Here is a 20,198-nt window from a genome sequence, read left to right on the forward strand (position 1 = left end):
CGTTCCCGGTGCAGTGCGTTCTCGCTACGGGGTGAAGCGCTTTCTACATGGGTGTGCGGACAGGCCCGCGACCCGGCGGATCAGCCCGCGTAGGGGTCCTGCACCTCGCCCGGCCGGGCGAGGAACTCGAAGTCGCAGCCGGTGTCGGCCTGGGTGATCTGCTCGTTGTAGAGCGCGCCGTAACCGCGCTCGTAGCGCACGGGCGGCGGCGTCCACTCGGCCCTGCGCCGCTCCAACTCCTCTTCCTCCACGTTGAGTTGCAGCTTCCGCTGCTCGACGTCGAGGGTGATCGGGTCACCGGTGCGTACCAGCGCCAGCGGCCCGCCGACGTACGACTCGGGGGCGATGTGCAGCACGCAGGTGCCGTAACTCGTGCCGCTCATCCGGGCGTCGGAGATCCGCACCATGTCCCGCACCCCCTGCTTGAGCAGGTGGTCGGGGAGGGGCAGCATGCCGTACTCGGGCATCCCGGGCCCGCCCTTGGGGCCGGAGTTGCGCAGCACCAGCACGTGGTCGGCGGTGATGTTCAGCGCCGGGTCGTTGATGGTGCGCTGCATGGTCCGGTAGTCGTCGAAGACGACCGCGGGACCGGTGTGCCGCAGCAGGTGCGGCTCGGCGGCGATGTGCTTGATGACGGCGCCGTCCGGGCAGAGGTTGCCGCGCAGTACGGCGAGCCCGCCCTCGTCGGCGACCGGCTTGTCCCGGGGCCGGATGACGTCGTCGTGGTGCACCCGCGCGCCGGCGATCTGTTCGCGCAGGGTGTCGTGGCAGACGGTGGGCCGGTCCAGGTGGAGCAGGTCCGGTATCCGGGAGAGGAAGCCGGGCAGGCCGCCCGCGAAGTGGAAGTCCTCCATCAGGTACGTCTGTCCGCCGGGCCGTACGTTGGCCAGCACCGGGACGGTGCGGGCGATGCGGTCGAAGTCGTCGAGGGTGAGTCCGACGCCCGCGCGGCCGGCCATTGCGATGAGATGGATCACGGCGTTGGTGGAGCCGCCCAAACCCAGGACGGTGGTCACCGCGTCCTCGAAGGCCTCCGCGGTGAGGATGTCGCTCAGTCTCCGGTCCCGGTGGACCAGTTCGACGATGCGCAGGCCGGCCGCGGCGGCCATCCTGTCGTGCCCGGAGTCGACGGCGGGGATGCTGGAGGCGCCCGGGACCGTGACGCCGAGGGCCTCGGCGGCGGCGGTCAGCGTGGAGGCCGTCCCCATGGTCATGCAGTGACCGGGTGAGCGGGCCAGGCCGCTCTCGATCTCCTGCATCTCGCAGTCGCCGATGACGCCGGCCCGCTTGTCGTCCCAGTACTTCCACATGTCGGTGCCGGAACCGAGCACCTCGCCGCGCCAGTGGCCCGGCAGCATGGGCCCGGCCGGGACGAAGACCGTCGGCAGGTCGACACTGGCCGCGCCCATGAGCAGGGCGGGCGTGGACTTGTCGCAGCCGCCCATCAGCACGGCGCCGTCGACCGGGTAGGAGCGCAGCAGTTCCTCGGTCTCCAGGGCGAGGAGGTTGCGGTAGAGCATCGGGGTCGGCTTCTGGAAGGTCTCGCTGAGCGTGGCGACCGGGAACTCGAGCGGGAAGCCGCCGGCCTGCCAGACGCCCCTTTTGACCGCCTGCGCGCGGTCGCGCAGGTGGCTGTGGCAGGGGTTGATGTCGGACCAGGTGTTGAATACGGCGATGACGGGCTTGCCCAGGTGTTCCTCGGGCAGGTAGCCGAGCTGGCGGGTGCGGGCGCGGTGGCTGAAGGAGCGCAGCCCGTCCGTGCCGTACCACTGGTGGCTGCGCAGTTCCTCGGGCCGCTTCCTCGGGGCGTTCCTCGAGGTGTTCACCGGTGTGCTCAAACGGACCACCCCGCGGCTATCGCGGCGACCTCGGCCCGCTCGTGCTCGGCCAGCTGCCTGCTCGGCGGGCGGACCTCGCGGCGGCACAGACCGAGGGAGGCGAGGGCTTCCTTGACGACGGTGACGTTGTCGGCGGAGCCGTTGGCGCCGCGCAGTTCCTCGAAGCGGCGGATCTGCTCCCAGACCTTCATGGCGGTCGCGTAGTCACCCGACCGGAGCGCCCCGATCATGTTCAGCGACACCGACGGGGCGACGTTGACCAGGCCGGAGGTGAAGCCGGTGGCGCCCGCCGAGAAGTAGGAGGGGGCGTACGGCTCGGCCAGCCCGGCGACCCACACGAACCGCTCGATGCCCGCGTCCCGCGCGAAGGCGGCGAACTTCGCCGCGTCCGGCACGGAGTACTTCACGCCGATGACGTTGGGGCAGGTGTCGGCGAGTTCCGCGAGGCGGGCGCCGGTGAGCCGGGCGTTGCGGATGTAGGGGACGACGCCCAGTTCCGGCACGGCCTCGGCGACGGCGCGGTGGTAGTCGACCCAGCCGCTCTGGGAGACGTAGGGGTGGACGGGCTGGTGCACCATCACCATCCGCGCGCCGAGGTCACGGGCGTGCCGTGCGGAGGCGACCGCGGTCGGTATGTCGTGGCCCACGCCGACCAGGACGGACGAGCCGTCACCGGCCTCCTGCAGGGTCAGCTCGGCGACGGTGCGCCGCTCCTCGGGCGTCAGGGCGTAGAACTCGCCGGTGTTGCCGTTGGGGGTCAGGGTGGTGATGCCGGCGTCGAGGAGGCGGCGCAGCAGGGCCCGGTAGCCGTCCGGGTCGACGGAGCCGTCCTCGGCGAACGGGGTCACCGGGATCGCCACCACGTCGGCCAGGGCCGCCCGTTGGGTCTCGAACGTCGTCGTCATGCCTGACCGTCCTCGCTTTTCTGGTTCTGGGCTTCCGGTACTTCCCGGGGTTCCTGAGCTGCCCGGGGTTCCTGGGCTGCCCGGGGCGCCTGGGTCTCGAGGTCCGCGTCGAGGCCCGCACCGGGAAAGGCCCGGCGCACGAAGGACGCGATGTGCGCGTGCAGGGCGCGTGCCGCGCCGTCCGCGTCCTTGGCGAGGGCGAGCCGCAGGATCTCGCGGTGCTCGCTCGCCTCCCGCTCCCAGGAGGGGTCGGCGGCCCAGGCCACGGCGGAGACGAGTGCCGCCTGGTCGCGGACCTCGTCGAGCATCCGGCCGAGCAGCGGGTTGCCGCACGGCATGTACAGCGCGCGGTGGAACTCGCGGTTGCTCAGGGAGCGCTCGGCGGTGTCGGTGGCCTCGTCGGCCCGGGCCAGCGCGTCGCGCGCGGCGTCCAGGGAGGCACCGCGCCGGACGGTGCGCCGGAGCGCCTCGGGTTCGAGGAGGAGGCGCACGTCCTGGACCTCGCGCGCCATGTCCGCGTCGACCATGCGCACCGTGACGCCCTTGTACTGGCTCATCACGACCAGCCCGGTACCGGCCAGGGTCTTGAGGGCCTCGCGCACCGGGGTCTTGGACACCCCGAACTGCGCGGCGAGGTCGGTCTCGACCAGGGCCTGGCCCGGTGTCAGCCGGCCGGTGAGGATGCGTCGTTTGATCTCCTCCAGCACGTACTGCGTGCGGGAGGGGATCGGCGTGGGCACAGAGGTCATGCGCGCCTCTCGGATCTCACATATCGCGTCTCATATATGACGTACGAAGTACGACGCGATGAAACTAGAAGCGGCCCGGGGTTTCGTCAATGCTTCTGACAAAGGAAGTTCCGGTGGCCGTTCCCGCACTCCGGGAAGGGCTGTCCACGCCGCTCCCGGCCTCCCCCGTGGCCGGATTCGTGGCCGGATTCGCGGCCGGGCCCGTGTGCTTGCGCAACCTCGCGAACACGGCGCGGCCGGGTGCCCGTCACTCGGAGGTGACGGGCACCCGGCCGCTCGGAGGGTCCCCGGGGCTTCCCTGGTCAGGCCTTTCGCGTCCACCCCGGATCGCGGCCGCTCAGTCCCACGGTCCGGTCCAGCAGCGGGGCGTCGGACGGCACCGGCACCACGGGGCCGAAGATGCCCCCGCCGCCGTCCCGGCCGGGTTCCGCCGCGGCGGCGAGGAGGAAGGCGTGCGCGGCATCCAGGGCGGCGGGGTCGGGGGCGTAGTCCTGGCCGGTGGCGCGGGCCAGGTCCCAGCCGTGGATCACCAGTTCGCCGGCTGCCACCACTCCGGCCGCCTCGCCCGGCAGGTCCACTCCCCCGGCCCTGGTCATGCCGGTCCAGGCCCCGGGGTCCCGCCATGCCTCGGCGAGTTCGCCGAGCACCCGGGGCAGCTCCTCGCGCCAGCCGGGTTCGAGGTCCGGCACGGCGGCGTCCGGGCTGGTGTCGGTGGTGGCGCCGAGGTCCTTGCGCCCGGCGTCGCGGAAGGCGACGGCCAGTCCCACGAGGTGGCCCAGGATGTCGCGCACCGCGTACCGCGGACAGGGCGTTCCGTCCGCGAGCTGCGCCTCGGCGACCCCCTCGGCGAGTCGCGCCACGACCCGTGCCTGCGGTCCGAGGTCGAGGATCGGGTCGGTCACGGGCTGCTCCTCCGTGGTCGTGGTGGGTGTGCTTCCTGGGAAGCAGACCCATGCCGCGCCCGGAACTCATCGTTCCTCCCTCCCCGTTCTACGGCACCTGCCCGATCCCCACGGCCGGTCCTCAGCCCCACGATGACCGGGTATGACGACGAACAGGACGACGGGCGAACCGCCGAACGGCACGACGTGGGCACTGGTGCGCGTGCTCCGCGATCCCAGTGCCGGGCTCCTCCTCGCCGGGGTCGTGGTCTCCGGCTTCGGCACCTCCGCGCTGTGGCTCGCCTCCGGGGTCTGGGTCAAGGACCTCACCGGCTCGGACGGCCTCGCCGCCCTGTGCCTGTTGGCCATGTGGACGCCCACCCTGGCGGGCCCCCTGCTGGGCACACTCGCCGACAGGGTCCGCCGCAAGCCGTTGCTGATCGGCACGAGTCTGCTGATGGCCGCGCTCCTGCTCACCCTCGTCACCGTCGACTCGCCGCAGGCTCTGTGGCTCCTCTTCGCCGTCCTGTTCGTGTACGGCGCGGCGGGCGTCGTGAACGACGCGGCCGAGTCGGCGCTGGCCGCCACCGTCGTGGACCGGTCGCTCCTCGGCGACCTGGGCGGACTGCGCATGACCGCCACCGAGGGCATGAAACTGCTGGCCCCCCTGGCGGGCGCGGGTCTCTACACGGCCCACGGCGGACCGGGGGTCGCCCTTCTGGACGCGGTCACGTTCGCCGTCGCGGCGGTGCTGTACCTGTTTCTGCACGTCCCCGAGGAGCGTCCCGCGCCGCCGACCGCCGACCGACGTGGCCGGACCGCCGAGGGCGTCCGCTTCCTCCGCGCGCATCCGGTCCTGTGGCCCCTGGTCCTGGCGGGTGGCGCCACGATGCTGTGCGCAGGGCTGAACGGTGCGCTGGTCTACGCCGTCGTCGACGGCCTCGGCCGCTCCCCCGCGTACTCCGGTGTGCTGTACGCCGTCCAGGGCGCCGGGTCGGTGGCCCTCGGCCTGTGCGCGGGGCCCGCCCTGCGCCGTCTGGGCGAGCGGCGGTTCGCGGCGTACGGCATCGTCCTGCTGGCCGGTGGGGTGGCGCTGCGGGCGGTGCCGTCCGATCCGGTGGCGTGGGCGTGCAGCGCGGCGATCGGTGCGGGGCTGCCCGCCCTGCTGATCGCCGCGCTGACCGCCGTGCAGCGCGAGACCCCGGGCCCGCTGGTGGGCCGGGTCACCGCCACCGCCAACACCCTGGTGTTCACCCCGAACGTGATCGGGGTGGCGGCCGGCGCGGCGCTGGTGGAGCTGATCGACCACCGGCCCGTGCTGGCCGTCCTCGGACTCGTCCTGCTGGTGCCGGCGGCGGGGCTGTTTCAGAGCGCGGCGAGCGCCGAGCGTACCGCCTCCAGGTCGCCGTCCGATGCCAATCCGGCGTGATAGAGCCGTAGTTCCGTCGCGCCGAGCCGGCGGGCCTCGGTCGCGTCCGCGGTGAGGGTGCCGGGGCTGCCGCCCATGCCGGAGACCACGGTGAAGTTGGCGGCGAGGACGCCACCCGGGTGGTTCTCCTGTGCGAACGGCGTCAGCAGGCCGGGGCCCCCGGTGCAGGGGACGACCACACCGTCGGCGACGGAGAGGATGTGCGCGGGGTCGACGCCGGCGTTGGCGCCGCAGTGGTACGGCACCGGGTCCGCGTGCAGCAGGACCTGGAAGCCCTCGGGCGCCGCGTCGCGTACCGCCCGGACCGCCGTCTCCTGGAGCGTGCGGGCCGTTTCCTCGCGCCACGCGCGCGTGGCGGCCGCCGTCTTCGCGCCGAGGAGCTTCTCGACGCCCGTCCAGTCTCCCCCGCCGGAGGCCGCCCCCCGCCACACCGGCTCCAGCGCGGTCCGCACGGACGCGGCCAGTTCACCGGCGTCCAGGCCCCGGGCCCCGTAGCCCTCGCGGCAGGACGGGCAGAAGCACAGGGACATCAGGTACTGCCCCGCGTCCCCGAGGCCGACCCCGGCGGTCTTGTCGTGGGCGTGCAGATGGGCCAGCCCGTACCAGCCGAGGGACTCCAGTTCGGTGCCGCGCGCTCCGGGCCGCACCGCCGCCTCGGCGGCCAGGTCGGTCAGGTAAGCGCGCGTGGCGGGCTGCGCGATGCACGGTGCCCAGGGGTAGCGGTCGCCGTAGGCGTTGACGACCGAGGTGTCGGGGTGTTCGGCACCGAGCCGCGAGTTGTGCGCGAGCACGACCCAGGTGTGCACCTCCAGGCCCGCCTCCGCGAGCGCCGTCGCGGCCTCGCCGAAGGCGTCGCCGGGGGCCCAGTCCCCGGCCGGGTGGGGGCGCGGGACACGGCCCGACCAGTGGGCGCCGGCCGGGTAGAGCACGGCCGCGTGCTCGGCGGTGACGACGCGGTGGCGCGGGTGGCGGGGGGTCAGCGCGCGGGTGGAGTGGTAGGCGGAGGCGAGCGTCACCTGCGCCACGCCGAGCGCGGCGATCCGCGCGGGGGCCTCCGGGTCCCCGTTGACGTCCCAGGGGTAGACGAACGCCGATGCCTTCATTGGGCCTCCTCGAGCAGTGCGAGCCCTCGCTCGATCAGCCGAGCGAGTTGTTCGACATGATCCCCGGACGGCTCGTGCAGCGGCGGTCGCACCTCGCCCACGTCGAGCCCGCGCAGCCGCACCCCGGCCTTGACCAGGGAGACGGCGTACCCGGGGCTCTGGTCGCGCAGTTCGACGAAGGGCCGGTAGAAGCCGTCCAGCAGGCGGTCCACGGTGGCCCGGTCGCCGGTGCGCAGGGCCTGGTGGCAGGCGAGGGCGACCTCGGGCAGGAAACAGAACACCGCGGACGAGTAGAGGGTGACGCCGATGCCCCGGTAGGCGAGCTGGGTCAGTTCGGCGGTGGGCAGCCCGTTGAAGTAGAGGAGGTCGCCGGGAGCCTCGGTGCGTACGGCGCTGACGGTACGCTGCAGGAGGTCGAGGTCGCCGTGGCCGTCCTTGAGGCCGATGATCCCGTCGGTGCGGGCCAGTTCGACCACGCTCGCGGGGGTGAACACGGCGTTGTCGCGCTGGTAGACGATCACCGGCAGGGCGGTCGCCGCGGCGAGCTCCCGGTAGTGCCGCAGCAGTCCCTCCTGGCCGGCCCGTACCAGGTAGGGCGGCATGGCGAGCAGCCCGTCCGCCCCGGCGCGTCGGGCGAGTCCGGCCCAGTGCACCGCGAGCTTGGTGCCGTAGCCGGCGCCCGCGACGACCGGGACGCGTCCCTCGGCCGCTTCGACGGCGGCCCGCACACAGGCCTCGAACTCCTCGGGCGTCAGAGCGTGGAACTCCCCGGTCCCACAGCAGGCGAAGACGGCGGCGGCCCCGGCCTCGACTCCGCGCCGCACATGGAGCCGGTAGGTGTCGAGGTCGAGGGTGCCGTCGGTGCCGTAGGCGGTCACCGGGAAGAACAGCGGTCCGCTGGGGTTGCCGAGTCGGGTGGCGAGGGGGGCTGGCGTCACAAGCTCTCCCATGTCCATATCCATGATTGACGTCCACATTCCTGAATCGTGTCACGCTAAGACGCCCCGGGGACGCCGGTCAAGCACGCCGGCCCGGCAGGCACCAGCCGGTTCCCCCGATCCACGGGAAGGCGCGGGATACTTGACGGGTCACGGCCCATCTCCTTAGCGTGTCCACGAATATGAATGCCGTGCGCACACATGCACGGCCGGTGATGCAAGGAGATCCCTGGATGCCCGCTCCCCGCACCGTTCTGCTCACCGGCGCCGCCGGCGGCCTCGGCACCCTGATGCGGGGCCTGCTCCCGGACTACGGCTACCAGTTGCGCCTGCTCGACCTGCACCCGGTCGAGGGCGAGCCGGACGCGATCGTCGCGGACCTGGCCGACAAGGAGGCCGTGCGCGAGGCGGTCCGCGGTGTCGACGCGATCATCCACCTCGCGGGCATCTCCCTCGAGGCCTCCTTCGAGAAGATCCTCGCGGCGAACGTCGAGGGCACCTACCACCTGTACGAGGCCGCGCGCGAGGAGGGGGTCGGGCGCATCGTCTTCGCCTCCTCCAACCACGCCGTCGGCTACACCCCCCGCCCTCCGGCCGGCGACCCGCTCGTCCCCGTCGACACCCCGCACCGCCCGGACACCTTCTACGGCCTGTCCAAGTGCTTCGGCGAGGACCTCGCCCAGCTCTACTGGGACAAGCACGGCCTGGAGACCGTCTCCGTACGCATCGGATCCTGTTTTCCCGAGCCGACCAGTGTGCGGATGCTCTCGATCTGGATGAGCCCCGCCGACGGCGCCCGCCTCCTGCACGCGGCCCTGACCGCCGAGCACGTCGGACACACGGTCGTCCACGGCTCGTCCGCCAACACACGCCTGTGGTGGGACCTCACCTCCGCGCGTGCGCTCGGTTACGACCCGCAGGACGACTCCGAGCCGTTCGCCGCGAAGCTCGTCGCCGAGCAGGGCGAGCTGGACCCGGACAACGAGGCGCACGCGCGCATCGGCGGCCACTTCGTGACCGACCCGCCGATCTGGCCGTACTGAGGCCACGGGCCCGGCGCGCCGCCGAAGCCGCGGGCCCGGTGCCGGCACCAGTGCATCGACGGCACGCGTGGGCGTGGCCTCGGCGGAATTCCGACGCCCCCACCGGCGGGCGGGCACCGAACGGGCCCGTCCGCCGCCGCATTCGGGCACGCGCGACGCCCGTTTCCGCACCCCGGTCCGCCCCCGTGCAGGTCCGAGCCGGGCACGGCCGGAGGCGAACGGGCGGAAGCGGGCCATACCGGTTCCACAACAGACCTGGTCAGCCGCGCGGACCACCTGTACAACTGCCTGCAAGGACCTCACAGGGCCCGAACGGGCAGCGAGATCAGGAAGCAGGTGTTCGGCCATGCGCGACAGGACGGCCGAAGAGCGCCAGCGGGAGATCGTGCGGGTGGCGCGCGCCACCGGCTCGGTCGACGTCACGGCGCTCGCCACCGATCTGGGCGTGGCCAAGGAGACCGTGCGACGGGACCTGCGCGCCCTGGAGGACCACGGCCTGGTGCGCCGCACCCACGGCGGCGCCTATCCCGTGGAGAGCGCCGCCTTCGAGACCACGCTCGCCTTCCGTGCCACCAGCCATGTGGCAGAGAAGCGCAGGGTCGCGAACGCCGCGGCCGAGTTGCTCGGCGACGCGGAGACGGTCTTCGTCGACGAGGGCTTCACCCCGCAGCTCATCGCCGAGGCACTGCCCCGGGACCGGCCGCTCACCGTGGTCACCGCCTCCCTCCCGGTCGCGGGCGCGCTCGCCGAGACCGGCACCGTGTCCGTGCTGCTGCTCGGCGGCCGGGTCCGCTCCGGCACCCTCGCCACCGTCGACCACTGGACGACGAAGATGCTCTCCGGCTTCGTCGTCGACCTGGCGTTCATCGGCGCCAACGGCATCTCCCGCGAACACGGTCTGACCACGCCCGACCCGGCGGTCAGCGAGGTCAAGACGCAGGCGGTCCGGGCCGCGCGCCGGGTGGTGTTCGCGGGCGTCCACACCAAGTTCGGGGCGGTCAGCTTCTGCCGGTTCGCCGAGGTCGGCGTGTTGGAGGCGATCGTCACCAGCACGCTGCTCCCGGCGGCCGAGGCCCACCGCTACTCCCTGCTGGGGCCCCAGGTCATCCGGGTCTGACCCGGCAGAACCGCACCACGGCACACCCCCGCGCGCCCCCGCGCGCGACGCACCGCGCGCCGTTTCCACCCCACACCGTTCCACTCCCCCGCGGGCCGAGCCGTCCGGGCGACATCTGATACCTCCCTGAACCTCCCCATACGTGCAGGAGCGATCCATGCGAACCCAGAGCCGACGGAGGCCGCCGCGAGCCGCACTCGCCGCGGCCGCCGCAGGGACACTGCTCGCCCCGCTGCTCTCCGGCTGCTGGGTCGGAGCGGGCGGAGCCGGATCCGGCGGTGGCGCCGTCAACGTCCTGATGGTCAACAACCCGCAGATGGTGACGTTGCAGAAGCTGACCGCCGCGCACTTCACCAAGGACACCGGCATCGAGGTGAACTTCACCGTGCTGCCGGAGAACGACGTCCGCGACAAGATCAGCCAGGACTTCGCCAACCAGGCCGGTCAGTACGACGTCGCCACCCTGTCCAACTACGAGATCCCGATCTACGCCCGCAACGGCTGGCTCCGGGAGATGGACTCCTACGTCGACGAGGACACCGCCTACGACGAGCAGGACATCCTGGGGCCGATGCGCCGGTCCCTCAGCGGGGACGACGGCAAGCTCTACGGCCAGCCCTTCTACGGCGAGTCCTCGTTCCTGATGTACCGCAAGGACATCCTCGAGCGGGAGGGCCTGACGATGCCGGCCGCCCCCACCTGGGAGCAGGTGGCCGACATCGCCGCGCGACTCGACGGGGCCGAGCCCGGCATGAAGGGCATCTGCCTGCGCGGTCTGCCCGGCTGGGGCGAGGTCATGGCCCCGCTGACGACCGTGGTGAACACCTTCGGCGGCACCTGGTTCGACGAGGACTGGAACGCCCGCCTCGACTCCCCCGAGTGGCAGCGGGCGACGAAGTTCTACGTCGACCTGGTCCGCGAGCACGGCCAGGCCGGCGCCGCCCAGTCCGGCTTCGCCGAGTGCCTGAACAACACCACCCAGGGCAAGACCGCCATGTGGTACGACGCCACCTCCGCGGCCGGTTCCCTGGAGGCCGCCGACTCTCCCGTCCAGGGCAAGATGGGCTACGCCCCCGCCCCCGTCGAGAAGACGGAGTCGGCCGGCTGGCTCTACACCTGGGCCTGGGGCATCCAGAACGCCTCCCGGAACCCGGACGACGCCTGGAAGTTCGTCTCGTGGGCCTCCGGCAAGGAGTACGAGCAGCTGGTCGGCGACGAGATCGGCTGGTCCGACGTCCCGGCCGGCAAGCGCGCCTCCACCTACGCCGACCCGGACTACCGTGCGGAGGCCGCGGCCTTCCAGGAGATGACCAGGAAGGCCATCGAGCAGGCCCGTCCGGACGACCCGGGTGTGCAGCCGCGGCCCGCGCCCGGCATCCAGTTCGTCGGCATCCCCGAGTTCACGGACCTCGGCACCCGGGTCTCCCGGGAGATCAGCGCGGCCATCGCCGGACGCCAGTCCGTCGAGTCGGCCCTGAAGAAGTCCCAGCGGCTCGCCGAAGAGATCTCCGAGGAGTACGAGGGACGATGACCGCCACGACGACGGCCCCCGCGGCCGCCCCGGACATCCGCCCGAGCGGTGGACGGCGCTCCGACCGGCTGCGCGGCTGGGCCACCAGGGCCCCGCTGCTGCCCGCCCTGATCTTCATGATCGCGGTCACCCAGCTGCCCTTCGTGGCCACGCTGGTGATCTCCTTCTTCGACTGGAACTCCCTCTACCCCGACGCCCGGAAGTTCGCCGGCTTCGAGAACTACGGAGAGGTCCTCGGCGACCCCGACCTTCGCCGGTCGGTCTGGACGACGATCCTGCTGACGGTGGCGGTCGTCCTCGCCAGCCTGGTCCTCGGGCTGTTGCTCGCCCTGCTGCTCGACCGGAGGTTCCGCGGCCGGGGCATCGTCCGCACCCTGCTCATCGCCCCGTTCCTGGTGGTGCCGGTGGCCGCTGCCCTGCTGTGGAAGCACGTCCTCTACAACCCCGAGTACGGCCTGCTCAACGGCCTGCTGCACTACGTCGGCGGGCCGCAGCCGGACTGGATCTCGGGCGCCCCGCTCCTGGCGGTCCAGGCCGCGCTGGTGTGGCAGTGGACACCGTTCATGATGCTGATCCTGCTCGCCGGGCTGCAGAGCCGGGACCAGGAGCAGATCGAGGCGGCCCGGGTCGACGGCGCGAGCGACTGGCAGATCTTCCGCCACCTCACGCTGCCCCACCTGCGCCGCTACCTCGAACTGGGCGCCCTGCTCGGCTCGATCTACATCGTGCAGAACTTCGACGCGGTCTTCACGATCACGTCCGGCGGTCTGGGCACCGCCAACCTCCCCTACACCGTTTACCAGACCTTCTACCAGGCCCATGAGAACGGCCTGGCCTCGGCCGCCGGCGTCCTGGTCGTCATCGGCTCGATCATCATCGCGACCTTCGCCCTGCGTGTCGTGTCGTCCCTGTTCCGCGAGGAGGTGTCCCGCGCATGAGCACCGTCGCCGCACGCACCCTCGGCCGGATCCGCAGGGGAGCGGGTCTCGGCCTGGTGGCCTGGCTGGCCGGGATCGTCTTCTTCCTGCCCATCGCCTGGATGGCGCTGACGTCCTTCCACTCCGAGCAGGACGCGGCCACCAACCCGCCGTCCTTCACCGCCGACCTCACTCTGGACGGCTACCGCGAGTTCTTCGGCGCGGGCGGCGGCGCGAGCCCCTGGCCGTCCCTGATCAACTCGACGGTGGCGTCCGTGGCCTCGGTGGTCCTGGTCCTGCTGCTCGCACTCCCGGCGGCGTACGCCCTGTCCGTCCGTCCGGTGAAGCGGTGGACGGACGTCCTGTTCTTCTTCCTCTCCACCAAGATGCTGCCGGTCGTGGCCGGCCTGCTGCCGGTCTACCTGTTCGCCAAGAACGCCGGGATGCTCGACAACGTCTGGCTGCTGGTCCTGCTCTACACCTCCATGAACCTGCCGATCGCCGTGTGGATGATGCACTCCTTCCTCTCGGAGATCCCGGTCGCGGTGATCGAGGCCGCCCAGATCGACGGAGCCCGGCTGCCGACGGTGCTGGCGCGCGTGGTCGCCCCGATGGCGCTGCCCGGCATCGCGGCGACGGCCCTGATCTGCTTCATCTTCAGCTGGAACGAACTGCTGTTCGCCCGGGTGCTGACGGGCGTGGTCGCCGAGACCGCCCCCGTCTTCCTGACCGGCTTCATCACCAGCCAGGGCCTCTTCCTGGCCAAGGTGTGCGCCGCGTCGCTCGTCATCTCCCTGCCGGTGCTCGCCGCGGGGTTCGCCGCTCAGGACAGACTCGTCCAGGGCCTGTCGTTGGGAGCCGTGAAATGAAGGCCGCCGTCATCGAGTCCGCGGGCCGCGCAGTCGTCGCCGAGGTCCCGGACCCGACGCCGGGACCGCGCGACGTCGTGGTGGACGTGGCCGCCTGCGGGCTGTGCGGCACGGACCTGCACATCCTCCAGGGCGAGTTCGCGCCCACCCTGCCCATCGTGCCGGGCCACGAGTTCGCCGGCGAGGTCGTCTTCGCGACGGGGGTCCTGGACCCGGACGTCTTCATCAGCGACCGCATCCCGCTCGACCGCTCCCCGCAGGCACTGGAGCAGTTCGCAGCGGGTGTGGGGAGGAAGACCGTGGTGGTTCCGTAGGTTTTCTCCGCCCCGCCGCCCCCGGCCCTTCCCGTCCTCTGGGGGCTGCGCCCCAGGCCCCCCTTCGGCCCCGCGGGCCTCGTCCTCGAACGCCGGACGGGCTGAAAATCAGCCCCTCCGACGTTCGAGGAGCGGGGTCCGGGGCGGCAGGGACGAAATCCCCCCGGGAACCCACCGCTCCCCGATCGGACCACAGGTAAGGGAACGGTAAATCGCCTCCGCTCGTTCACCCGGCATGACAGCTATGACCCCCGGCTCGAACATCCCCCTCCCCACCGCCCGTGTGACGGTGGACGTCGCCGCCCCGGTGCGGCTCGACGTATCGGGCCTGCTGCTCACCGCCGACGGCAAGGTGCGCTCCGACGACGACTTCATCTTCTACAACCAGCCCGTGGGTCCCGGTGTGACCTACCGTTCCGGCGGCGGCACGGCCCCCGACGCCATCACCGTCGACACCGCGGCGGTCCCGCCCGGCATCGAGAAGATCGTCGTCACCGCGAGCCCCGACGCCCAGGGCCAGACGTTCCAGGGCATCGAACCGACGGCCACCATCCGGAGCGCCGACGACAACGCGGTCCTGGCCACCTTCACGCCCCCGCGCCTCGGCACCGAGACCGCCCTGGTGGTCGTCGAGATCTACCTGCGCAACGGCGCCTGGAAGGCCCGCGCGGTCGGCCAGGGCTATGCCGACGGCCTGGCCGGCATCGCCACCGACTTCGGAGTCACGGTCGAGGAACCGGCCGCTCCCGCCCAGCCGGTCGCCCCCAGCCAGCCGACCACTCCGCCCCCGCCTGCCATGCAGCCGCCGGTGAGCCCGCCGGCGCCCGCCGCTCCCCCGGCGCCGCCCGCCGCCGCGCCCGGCACCGGGAAGATCAACCTGGACAAGGGCCGGGTCAGCCTCCAGAAGAACCAGACCGTCTCCCTGATGAAGGGCGGCCGCCCGCTGCTCTCGCGGGTCCGGATGGGCCTCGGCTGGGAGCCCGCGTACCGGGGCAAGGACATCGACCTCGACGCCTCGGTGATCGCCTACGGCCCGCAGCGCAACCACATCGACAGCTGCTACTTCGGCAAGCTCCAGATCGTGGGCGGCGCGATCCAGCACTCCGGCGACAACCTCACGGGCGAGGGCGCCGGGGACGACGAGACGATCACGGTGGACCTCGGCCGCCTCCCCCAGGACGTCACCGGCCTGGTCTTCACGGTCAACTCGTTCTCCGGCCAGAAGTTCACCCAGGTGGCCAAGGCGTACTGCCGTCTCCTGGACGCCACCACCGGTGAGGAACTGGTCCGCTTCGACCTCACCTCCGCCGAGCCGCAGACGGGCGTGATGATGGCGAAGCTGATCCGCCAGTTCTCCGGTGAGTGGGAGATGACCGCGATGGGCGAGTTCGTGAAGTCCCGCACGGTACGGGGCATGGTCAAGCCCGCCGCCCAGTCGCTGTAGCCGCGCCTGCGGGTCCGCGGGCGCCCCGGCCACGGGGCGCCCGCTCGGAACCGGCTGCTCACCGGCTGCTCAGAACAGCGCGCTGTACGCGTTCAGCGCGGGCTGCCCGCCCAGGTGGGCGTAGAGCACGGTGGACTCGCGGCCGATCTCGCCGCGGGACACCAGGTCGATCAGCCCGGCCATCGACTTTCCCTCGTACACAGGGTCGGTGACCATCCCCTCGGTGCGGGCCGCGAGCCGCATCGCGTCCAGCGTGGTGTCGTCGGGGATCCCGTAGGTGCCCGCGTGGTACCGCTCGTCCAGTTCGACGTCGTCCTCGGTCAACTCGGCCTTGACCCCGACGAGCCGACCGGTGTTCCGCGCGATCCGCGCGATCTGCTCGCGGGTGCGGACGGGTGCCGCCGACGCGTCGATCCCGATCACCCGCCGGGTCCGCCCGCCCGCCGCCTCCAGGGCGCGGAACCCGGCGATCATCCCGGCCTGGGTGGACCCGGTGACCGAGCACACGATCACGGTGTCGAAGAAGACGCCCAGCTCCCGCTCCTGCTCGGCGACCTCCTGCGCCCAGCGGGCGAAGCCGAGCCCGCCGAGCGGATGGTCGGAGGCGCCGGCCGGGATGGCGTAGGGCTTGCCGCCCGCCTCCTCGACCTCCCTGAGCGCCTGCTCCCAGCTCTCCTTGAAGCCGATCCCGAAGCCGGCCCGCACCAGGCGCACATCGGCGCCGGCGAGCCGGCTGATCAGGATGTTGCCGACCTTGTCGTACACGGCGTCCGGCCAGTCCACCCAACTCTCCTGCACCAGTACACACTTGAGCCCGGCACGGGCGGCGACGGCGGCGACCTGGCGGGTGTGGTTGGACTGCACCCCGCCGATGGAGACCAGGGTGTCGCAGCCCTGCGCGAGCGCGTCGGCGACCAGGTACTCGAGCTTGCGGGTCTTGTTCCCGCCGTAGGCCACACCGGAGTTGCAGTCCTCGCGCTTGGCCCACAGGGCGGCGCCGCCGAGGTGCGCGGTCAGCCGCTCCAGCGGATGCACGGGCGAGGGGCCGAAGAGCAGCGGGTAACGCTCGAAGTCAGAGAGGGACATGGGCGATCCTTCCGTCAGGGAACGTCGGAAACCTCGGGAACGTCGGCGAGCTCTTCCAGGCCCCGCCAGATCTCCGCCGTGACCCGGACCGCTTCGTCCGGGTCTCCGGCCGCGCACGCCTCGATCAGCCGTTCGTGCAGCCCGGCGGAACGGCAGGTGCCGCCCTCGCCGAAGCGCTGCCGTTCCAGCCGGCGGATGAGGGGTGTGTAGCGGGCGGCGGTCGCGGCGGCGGCGCGGTTGCCGCTCACCCGTACGAGGACGTCGTGCAGCTCGTCGTCGGCGCGCAGCGCGCCGTCCACGTCACCGGCCCGTACGGCGGCGGCGAACCGCTCGTTGGCGGCGCGCATGAGGTCCACGTCGGCCTCGCGCAGCCGCGGTACGGCGACGCGGGTGACCAGTTCGTGCATGGCGCCGACGACGGCCGCCGCGTCCCGGACGTCACCGGCCACCAGGGGGGTCACCCGGGTGTAGCTCTGCGGCTTGCTCTCCAGCAGCCCCTCGTCGACCAGCCGCGAGAACGCCTCGCGCACCGGCGCGCGGGACAGCCCGAGCCGCTCGGCGAACTCGGCGTCCCGCACCGCCGCCCCGGGTTCGATCTCCCCGGCCACGATGGCGTCCCTGATCACTTCGTAGGCACGCTCCCTGAGCAGGGTGCGCCGTACGGGTCGTATGGCCTCCACAACTGAAATGTTAGATGTCAGTGATGGACGGAACAAGGCCGCGGTCATCCGCCACCGCGGTGGCGGATGACCGCGGGCGGCGGGCTCAGCCGCGCTTCTGGCGCTTCCAGGGGCCGGTGACGGCGAGCATGATGCCCGGTTCCTGGATGTTGGCGTACAGGGTCTTCCCGTCGGGCGAGAAGGTGACGCCGGTGAACTCGCTGAACTCCGGCTCCTGTTCGGTGCCGATGTTCAGTTCGTTGCGGGCGATGGGGTAGGTGCGTCCGCTGTCGGTGGCGCCGAACAGGTGCTGCACGCCGTCGCCGTCCTCGGCGATGACCAGCCCGCCGTACGGGGAGACGGTGATGTTGTCGGGGCCGTCGAAGGTACCGTCCCTACCGGGGTGGGGGTTCACGCCGAGCAGGACCTTGAGGGTCATGGTGCGGCGCCTGGGGTCGTAGAACCAGACCTGGCCGTCGTGCTGAACGGGGCTCTCCTCACGGGCGTACGAGGAGACGAAGTACGCCCCGCCGTCGCCCCACCACATGCCCTCCAGCTTGCGACCCCGGGTGATCTCGCCGGGCCCGAACTGCTCGCGCACGGAGACGGTCCGCGCGTCGCGGTCCGGTACGTCGACCCAGTCGACGCCGTACACCGTGCCGGTCCTCGTGGCGCGGGAGAGGTCGTCGACGAACCGGCCGCCGGAGTCGTAGCACTTGGGCGCCTGGAGGACGCCCGCGTCGTCGGCGAGGGCGCGGAACCTGCCGGGGCCGTGGCGGAAGTCCTCGGGCGGGGTCCAGCGGAAGAACAGGCCGTTGGGCTCGTCGGCGTCCTCGGTGAGGTAGGCGTGGCCGCGCTTGGGGTCGATGACGACGGCCTCGTGGTCGTAACGGCCGAAGAACTTCAGCGGCTTGGGATCGCGGTTGGCACGCCGGTCGACCGGGTCGACCTCGAAGACGTAGCCGTGGTCCTTGGTCATGCCGTTCTCGCCGGCCCGGTCGGAGTTCTCCTCGCAGGTGAGCCAGGTGCCCCAGGGGGTGCTGCCGCCCGCGCAGTTGTCGGCGGTGCCGGCGATGCCGACCCACTCGGCGACGCTGCCGTCGGGACGCACCTCGACGACCGTGCAGCCGCCGGGGGCGGCCGGGTCGTAGACGAGGCCCTCGGCGAGCGGGACCGGGTGCTCCGCCTCGTCGCGCGGGCCGTCGATCTCGTGGTTGTTGACCAGGAGGGTGGTGCCGCGGGGGCCGTCGAAGGCGGCGGTGCCGTCGTGGTCGGACGGGGTGAACTCGCCGGACTCGAGCCTGGTCCTGCCCGTGTACGTGAGGATGCGGTACGAGAAGCCGGCGGGCAGGGCGAGGATGCCGTCGGGGTCGGGGACCAGGGGGCCGTAGCCGACCGCGGGGTGGCGGTGCCGGTCCTGCTCCCGCTCCTCCTCCGTGCTCTCGGCGTCGTGGGACGCGAGGGCGTTGGGTGCGGAGGCGAGGGCGCCGACACTGCCCACCAGTGCGACGCCGGCACCGGCGACCGCGGATGTTCTGGCGAAGTCCCTGCGGGTGAGCGACATGGAGTCTCCTGTGGCGGTGAGTTGCCGTGGGGCCGACCTCGTACGTCGCCACGCTTCCGCCCACGCCTGAACACCGGTTGAACTCCGCAGGGCACCCCGGCGGCCGCTTCGGTGAACCGCACGGGGCCCCGGCCCCGTGCGTGCTTCAGGGCCCGCCCCGAGCGGGGAGGGACCGGGACCCTCAACCCCCGCGCTGCGAACGGGCCTTGAAGGCCGCCTTGCGGGCCTCCTTGGCGATCTTCTTGTCCGGGTGCAGCCGCCCCATCGCCTCCAGCACGTCCGCCGTGGCCGGGTGCTCCACCCGCCAGGCCGTGGCGAAGAAGCCGCTGTGCTGGCGGGCCAGCCCCTCCACCAGGGCCCGCAGTTCCTCGGAGTTGCCCTCGGCGGCGAGCTGCGCGGCGACCGTGTCGACGGTCAGCCAGAAGATCATCGTCTCGGAGGGCGGCGGAACGTCGGTGGCCCCGTGCTCGGTCAGCCACACCCGGGCCAGCCCGCCGAGTTCCGCGTCGTCGAGCACCTCCCGCAGAGCGGGCTCGGCCGAGAGACCCACCAGCGACAGCGCCTGCTGGCACTGCAGCCGCCGCAGCGGGGCACTCTTGTCGCTCCCGCGCGCCGCGGCCAGCAACTCCCGTGCCGCGGCGAGGGGTTCACGCCGGGCGAGCCACTGTTCGGTCTCCGCGTGGGCCGCCGCCGGCGGGAACACGGCCGTGCCGTCGAGCAGCGCGTCGGCGCCCTTGTCCGTGAGGTCCCCGACCGCCGGCGCCTCGAACCCGGCCTCCAGCAGCCGGGCGCGCAGCCCGTACAGCCCGAGCGGGGTCAGCCGCACCACGCCGTAGCGGGAGACATCGGTTTCGTCCTGCGGCTCCGCGGGCTCCTCGTCGCTTTCGACGTCCCCTTCGACCAGCAGCGCCTCGTCGACCGGCTGGTACTCCACCAGTCCGACCGGCTCCAGCATGCGGAACTGGTCGTCCAGCCGCATCATCGCCTCGGACACCTGGTGCAGGACGTCGTCGGTGGGCTCCGGCATGTCGTCGGGGACGAGCACGGACGCGGCCAGCGCGGGCAGCGGCACCGGTGCCCCGGCGGGGCCTTCCTCGCCGGTGGTCAGCAGGTAGAGGTTGCGGAGCACGCCGTCCAGGAACTCCGCCTCGGCCTCGGGGTCCCAGTCGAGCGAGGAGAGGTCGAGTTCGCCGGATCCGTCCCCGGCGGCGATGGCGTCGACGAGCCCGTCCAGGTCGGGCACGCTCGCGTCGGCGAGCACCGTCTCCAGGGCGGCGAGCCAGACCGTGAGGACGTCCTGCGGCGAGCCTCCGGTGAGCAGCGCGAGGTCGGCACCCGCGGTGACGGTGCCCTCCTCCTCGTCGACCACGTCGACCAGCCCGGCGTCCACCGCGACGCGCCATGCCTCACCGGCGTCGGCGGCGGCCTCCTCCCCGCTCAGGCCGAGCGCCTCGGCCGCCGCGGACAGCTGCTCGTCGACGAGCCCGCCGCCGGCGTCGACCCGGGTCGCGGGTCCGGCCCAGCGGGCGAGCCGGACCGCCCGGGACAGCAACGGCGTGGACAGTGCTTCACGCGCCAGCTCCGCGTCGGGGTGCAGCCGCACCGGCGGCAGGGGGGAGCTGTCTGACATCGGCTGTTTCTCCTAGGTGCTGTCCTCGGCGCCTCTTGTGACTCAACCGCTCAGCCTAGACGGATTTCCACCCAAGCCGCCCGCTTCACCTCTCCTTCAGCCGCCTTACATGGCTGAAACCTTGACAAGTGGCCTGGCCAGGCTGGAGATTGACGCGCGTAGAAAACGGCGGACGGTTGTT

Annotated in this window: 17 protein-coding genes and 1 pseudogene; 8 read left to right on the forward strand and 10 right to left on the reverse strand. The window is 72.3% G+C overall.

From position 1 onward, the window contains the following. Positions 1-80: 80 nt before the first annotated feature. The 4 genes from araD to AB0I73_RS08835 all read right to left on the reverse strand — a co-directional run bounded on the left by araD (position 81) and on the right by AB0I73_RS08835 (position 4,394). Positions 81-1,838 (reverse strand): L-arabinonate dehydratase, encoded by a 1,758-nt coding sequence (gene araD / locus AB0I73_RS08820; RefSeq protein WP_363035210.1) that lies wholly within the window; start codon positions 1,836-1,838, stop codon positions 81-83. Then, entirely contained in the window at positions 1,835-2,743 is a 909-nt protein-coding gene (locus tag AB0I73_RS08825) for a dihydrodipicolinate synthase family protein (protein ID WP_363035212.1), read from the reverse strand. Before AB0I73_RS08825 ends, araD begins: the two co-directional genes overlap by 4 nt. After that, complete coding sequence (locus AB0I73_RS08830) at positions 2,740-3,492, reverse strand: GntR family transcriptional regulator (RefSeq protein ID WP_363035214.1); 753 nt, start codon at positions 3,490-3,492, stop codon at positions 2,740-2,742. Before AB0I73_RS08830 ends, AB0I73_RS08825 begins: the two co-directional genes overlap by 4 nt. 302 nt (positions 3,493-3,794) lie before the next feature. Continuing rightward, positions 3,795-4,394, reverse strand: coding sequence for a TIGR03086 family metal-binding protein (locus AB0I73_RS08835; protein WP_363035216.1), 600 nt, complete (start codon positions 4,392-4,394; stop codon positions 3,795-3,797). 142 nt (positions 4,395-4,536) lie between these two features. On the opposite strand from AB0I73_RS08835, the gene AB0I73_RS08840 reads away from it, so the two are divergent. Beyond that, positions 4,537-5,802, forward strand: coding sequence for an MFS transporter (locus tag AB0I73_RS08840; RefSeq protein WP_363035218.1), 1,266 nt, complete (start codon positions 4,537-4,539; stop codon positions 5,800-5,802). Here AB0I73_RS08840 and AB0I73_RS08845 read toward each other — a convergent pair. Further along, positions 5,739-6,905: a hypothetical protein gene (locus AB0I73_RS08845; protein ID WP_363035220.1), complete on the reverse strand. Its 1,167-nt coding sequence runs from the start codon at positions 6,903-6,905 to the stop codon at positions 5,739-5,741. The genes AB0I73_RS08840 and AB0I73_RS08845 overlap by 64 nt on opposite strands. Then, a complete protein-coding gene (locus AB0I73_RS08850; protein ID WP_363035310.1) occupies positions 6,902-7,843 on the reverse strand; it encodes a 5-dehydro-4-deoxyglucarate dehydratase in 942 nt (313 codons plus the stop codon). Before AB0I73_RS08850 ends, AB0I73_RS08845 begins: the two co-directional genes overlap by 4 nt. Before the next feature lie 233 nt (positions 7,844-8,076). Here AB0I73_RS08850 and AB0I73_RS08855 point away from each other — a divergent pair, with 233 nt between their 5' ends. From AB0I73_RS08855 to AB0I73_RS08885, 7 genes and pseudogenes are all read left to right on the forward strand, one after another. Then, positions 8,077-8,886 (forward strand): NAD(P)-dependent oxidoreductase, encoded by an 810-nt coding sequence (locus AB0I73_RS08855; RefSeq protein WP_363035222.1) that lies wholly within the window; start codon positions 8,077-8,079, stop codon positions 8,884-8,886. Between the two features lie 346 nt (positions 8,887-9,232). After that, a complete protein-coding gene (locus AB0I73_RS08860; RefSeq protein ID WP_363035224.1) occupies positions 9,233-10,003 on the forward strand; it encodes a DeoR/GlpR family DNA-binding transcription regulator in 771 nt (256 codons plus the stop codon). 157 nt (positions 10,004-10,160) lie between these two features. Beyond that, positions 10,161-11,534 (forward strand): sugar ABC transporter substrate-binding protein, encoded by a 1,374-nt coding sequence (locus AB0I73_RS08865; protein ID WP_363035226.1) that lies wholly within the window; start codon positions 10,161-10,163, stop codon positions 11,532-11,534. After that, positions 11,531-12,472 (forward strand): sugar ABC transporter permease, encoded by a 942-nt coding sequence (locus tag AB0I73_RS08870; protein WP_363035228.1) that lies wholly within the window; start codon positions 11,531-11,533, stop codon positions 12,470-12,472. The genes AB0I73_RS08865 and AB0I73_RS08870 overlap by 4 nt, the downstream gene beginning before the upstream one ends. Beyond that, entirely contained in the window at positions 12,469-13,320 is an 852-nt protein-coding gene (locus tag AB0I73_RS08875; protein ID WP_363035230.1) for a carbohydrate ABC transporter permease, read from the forward strand. The genes AB0I73_RS08870 and AB0I73_RS08875 overlap by 4 nt, the downstream gene beginning before the upstream one ends. Further along, positions 13,317-13,511, forward strand: a pseudogene (locus AB0I73_RS08880) (alcohol dehydrogenase catalytic domain-containing protein); the annotation flags it as partial. The gene AB0I73_RS08875 and the pseudogene AB0I73_RS08880, both read left to right, overlap by 4 nt. A gap of 367 nt (positions 13,512-13,878) precedes the next feature. Further along, positions 13,879-15,078, forward strand: a complete 1,200-nt coding sequence (locus tag AB0I73_RS08885; RefSeq protein WP_363035312.1) for a TerD family protein — start codon at positions 13,879-13,881, stop codon at positions 15,076-15,078. Positions 15,079-15,147: 69 nt separating this feature from the next. Here AB0I73_RS08885 and AB0I73_RS08890 read toward each other — a convergent pair whose 3' ends face one another. From AB0I73_RS08890 to AB0I73_RS08905, 4 genes are all read right to left on the reverse strand, one after another. Then, a complete protein-coding gene (locus tag AB0I73_RS08890; protein WP_363035232.1) occupies positions 15,148-16,164 on the reverse strand; it encodes a 1-aminocyclopropane-1-carboxylate deaminase in 1,017 nt (338 codons plus the stop codon). 14 nt (positions 16,165-16,178) lie between these two features. Further along, positions 16,179-16,844: a GntR family transcriptional regulator gene (locus AB0I73_RS08895; protein ID WP_363035233.1), complete on the reverse strand. Its 666-nt coding sequence runs from the start codon at positions 16,842-16,844 to the stop codon at positions 16,179-16,181. Between the two features lie 85 nt (positions 16,845-16,929). Further along, a complete protein-coding gene (locus AB0I73_RS08900; RefSeq protein WP_363035235.1) occupies positions 16,930-18,387 on the reverse strand; it encodes an alkaline phosphatase PhoX in 1,458 nt (485 codons plus the stop codon). A gap of 181 nt (positions 18,388-18,568) precedes the next feature. Continuing rightward, entirely contained in the window at positions 18,569-20,017 is a 1,449-nt protein-coding gene (locus tag AB0I73_RS08905; protein WP_363035237.1) for a hypothetical protein, read from the reverse strand. Positions 20,018-20,198 lie beyond the last annotated feature (181 nt).

Source organism: Streptomyces sp. NPDC050388 (assembly GCF_040655635.1).
Taxonomy (GTDB): domain Bacteria; phylum Actinomycetota; class Actinomycetes; order Streptomycetales; family Streptomycetaceae; genus Streptomyces.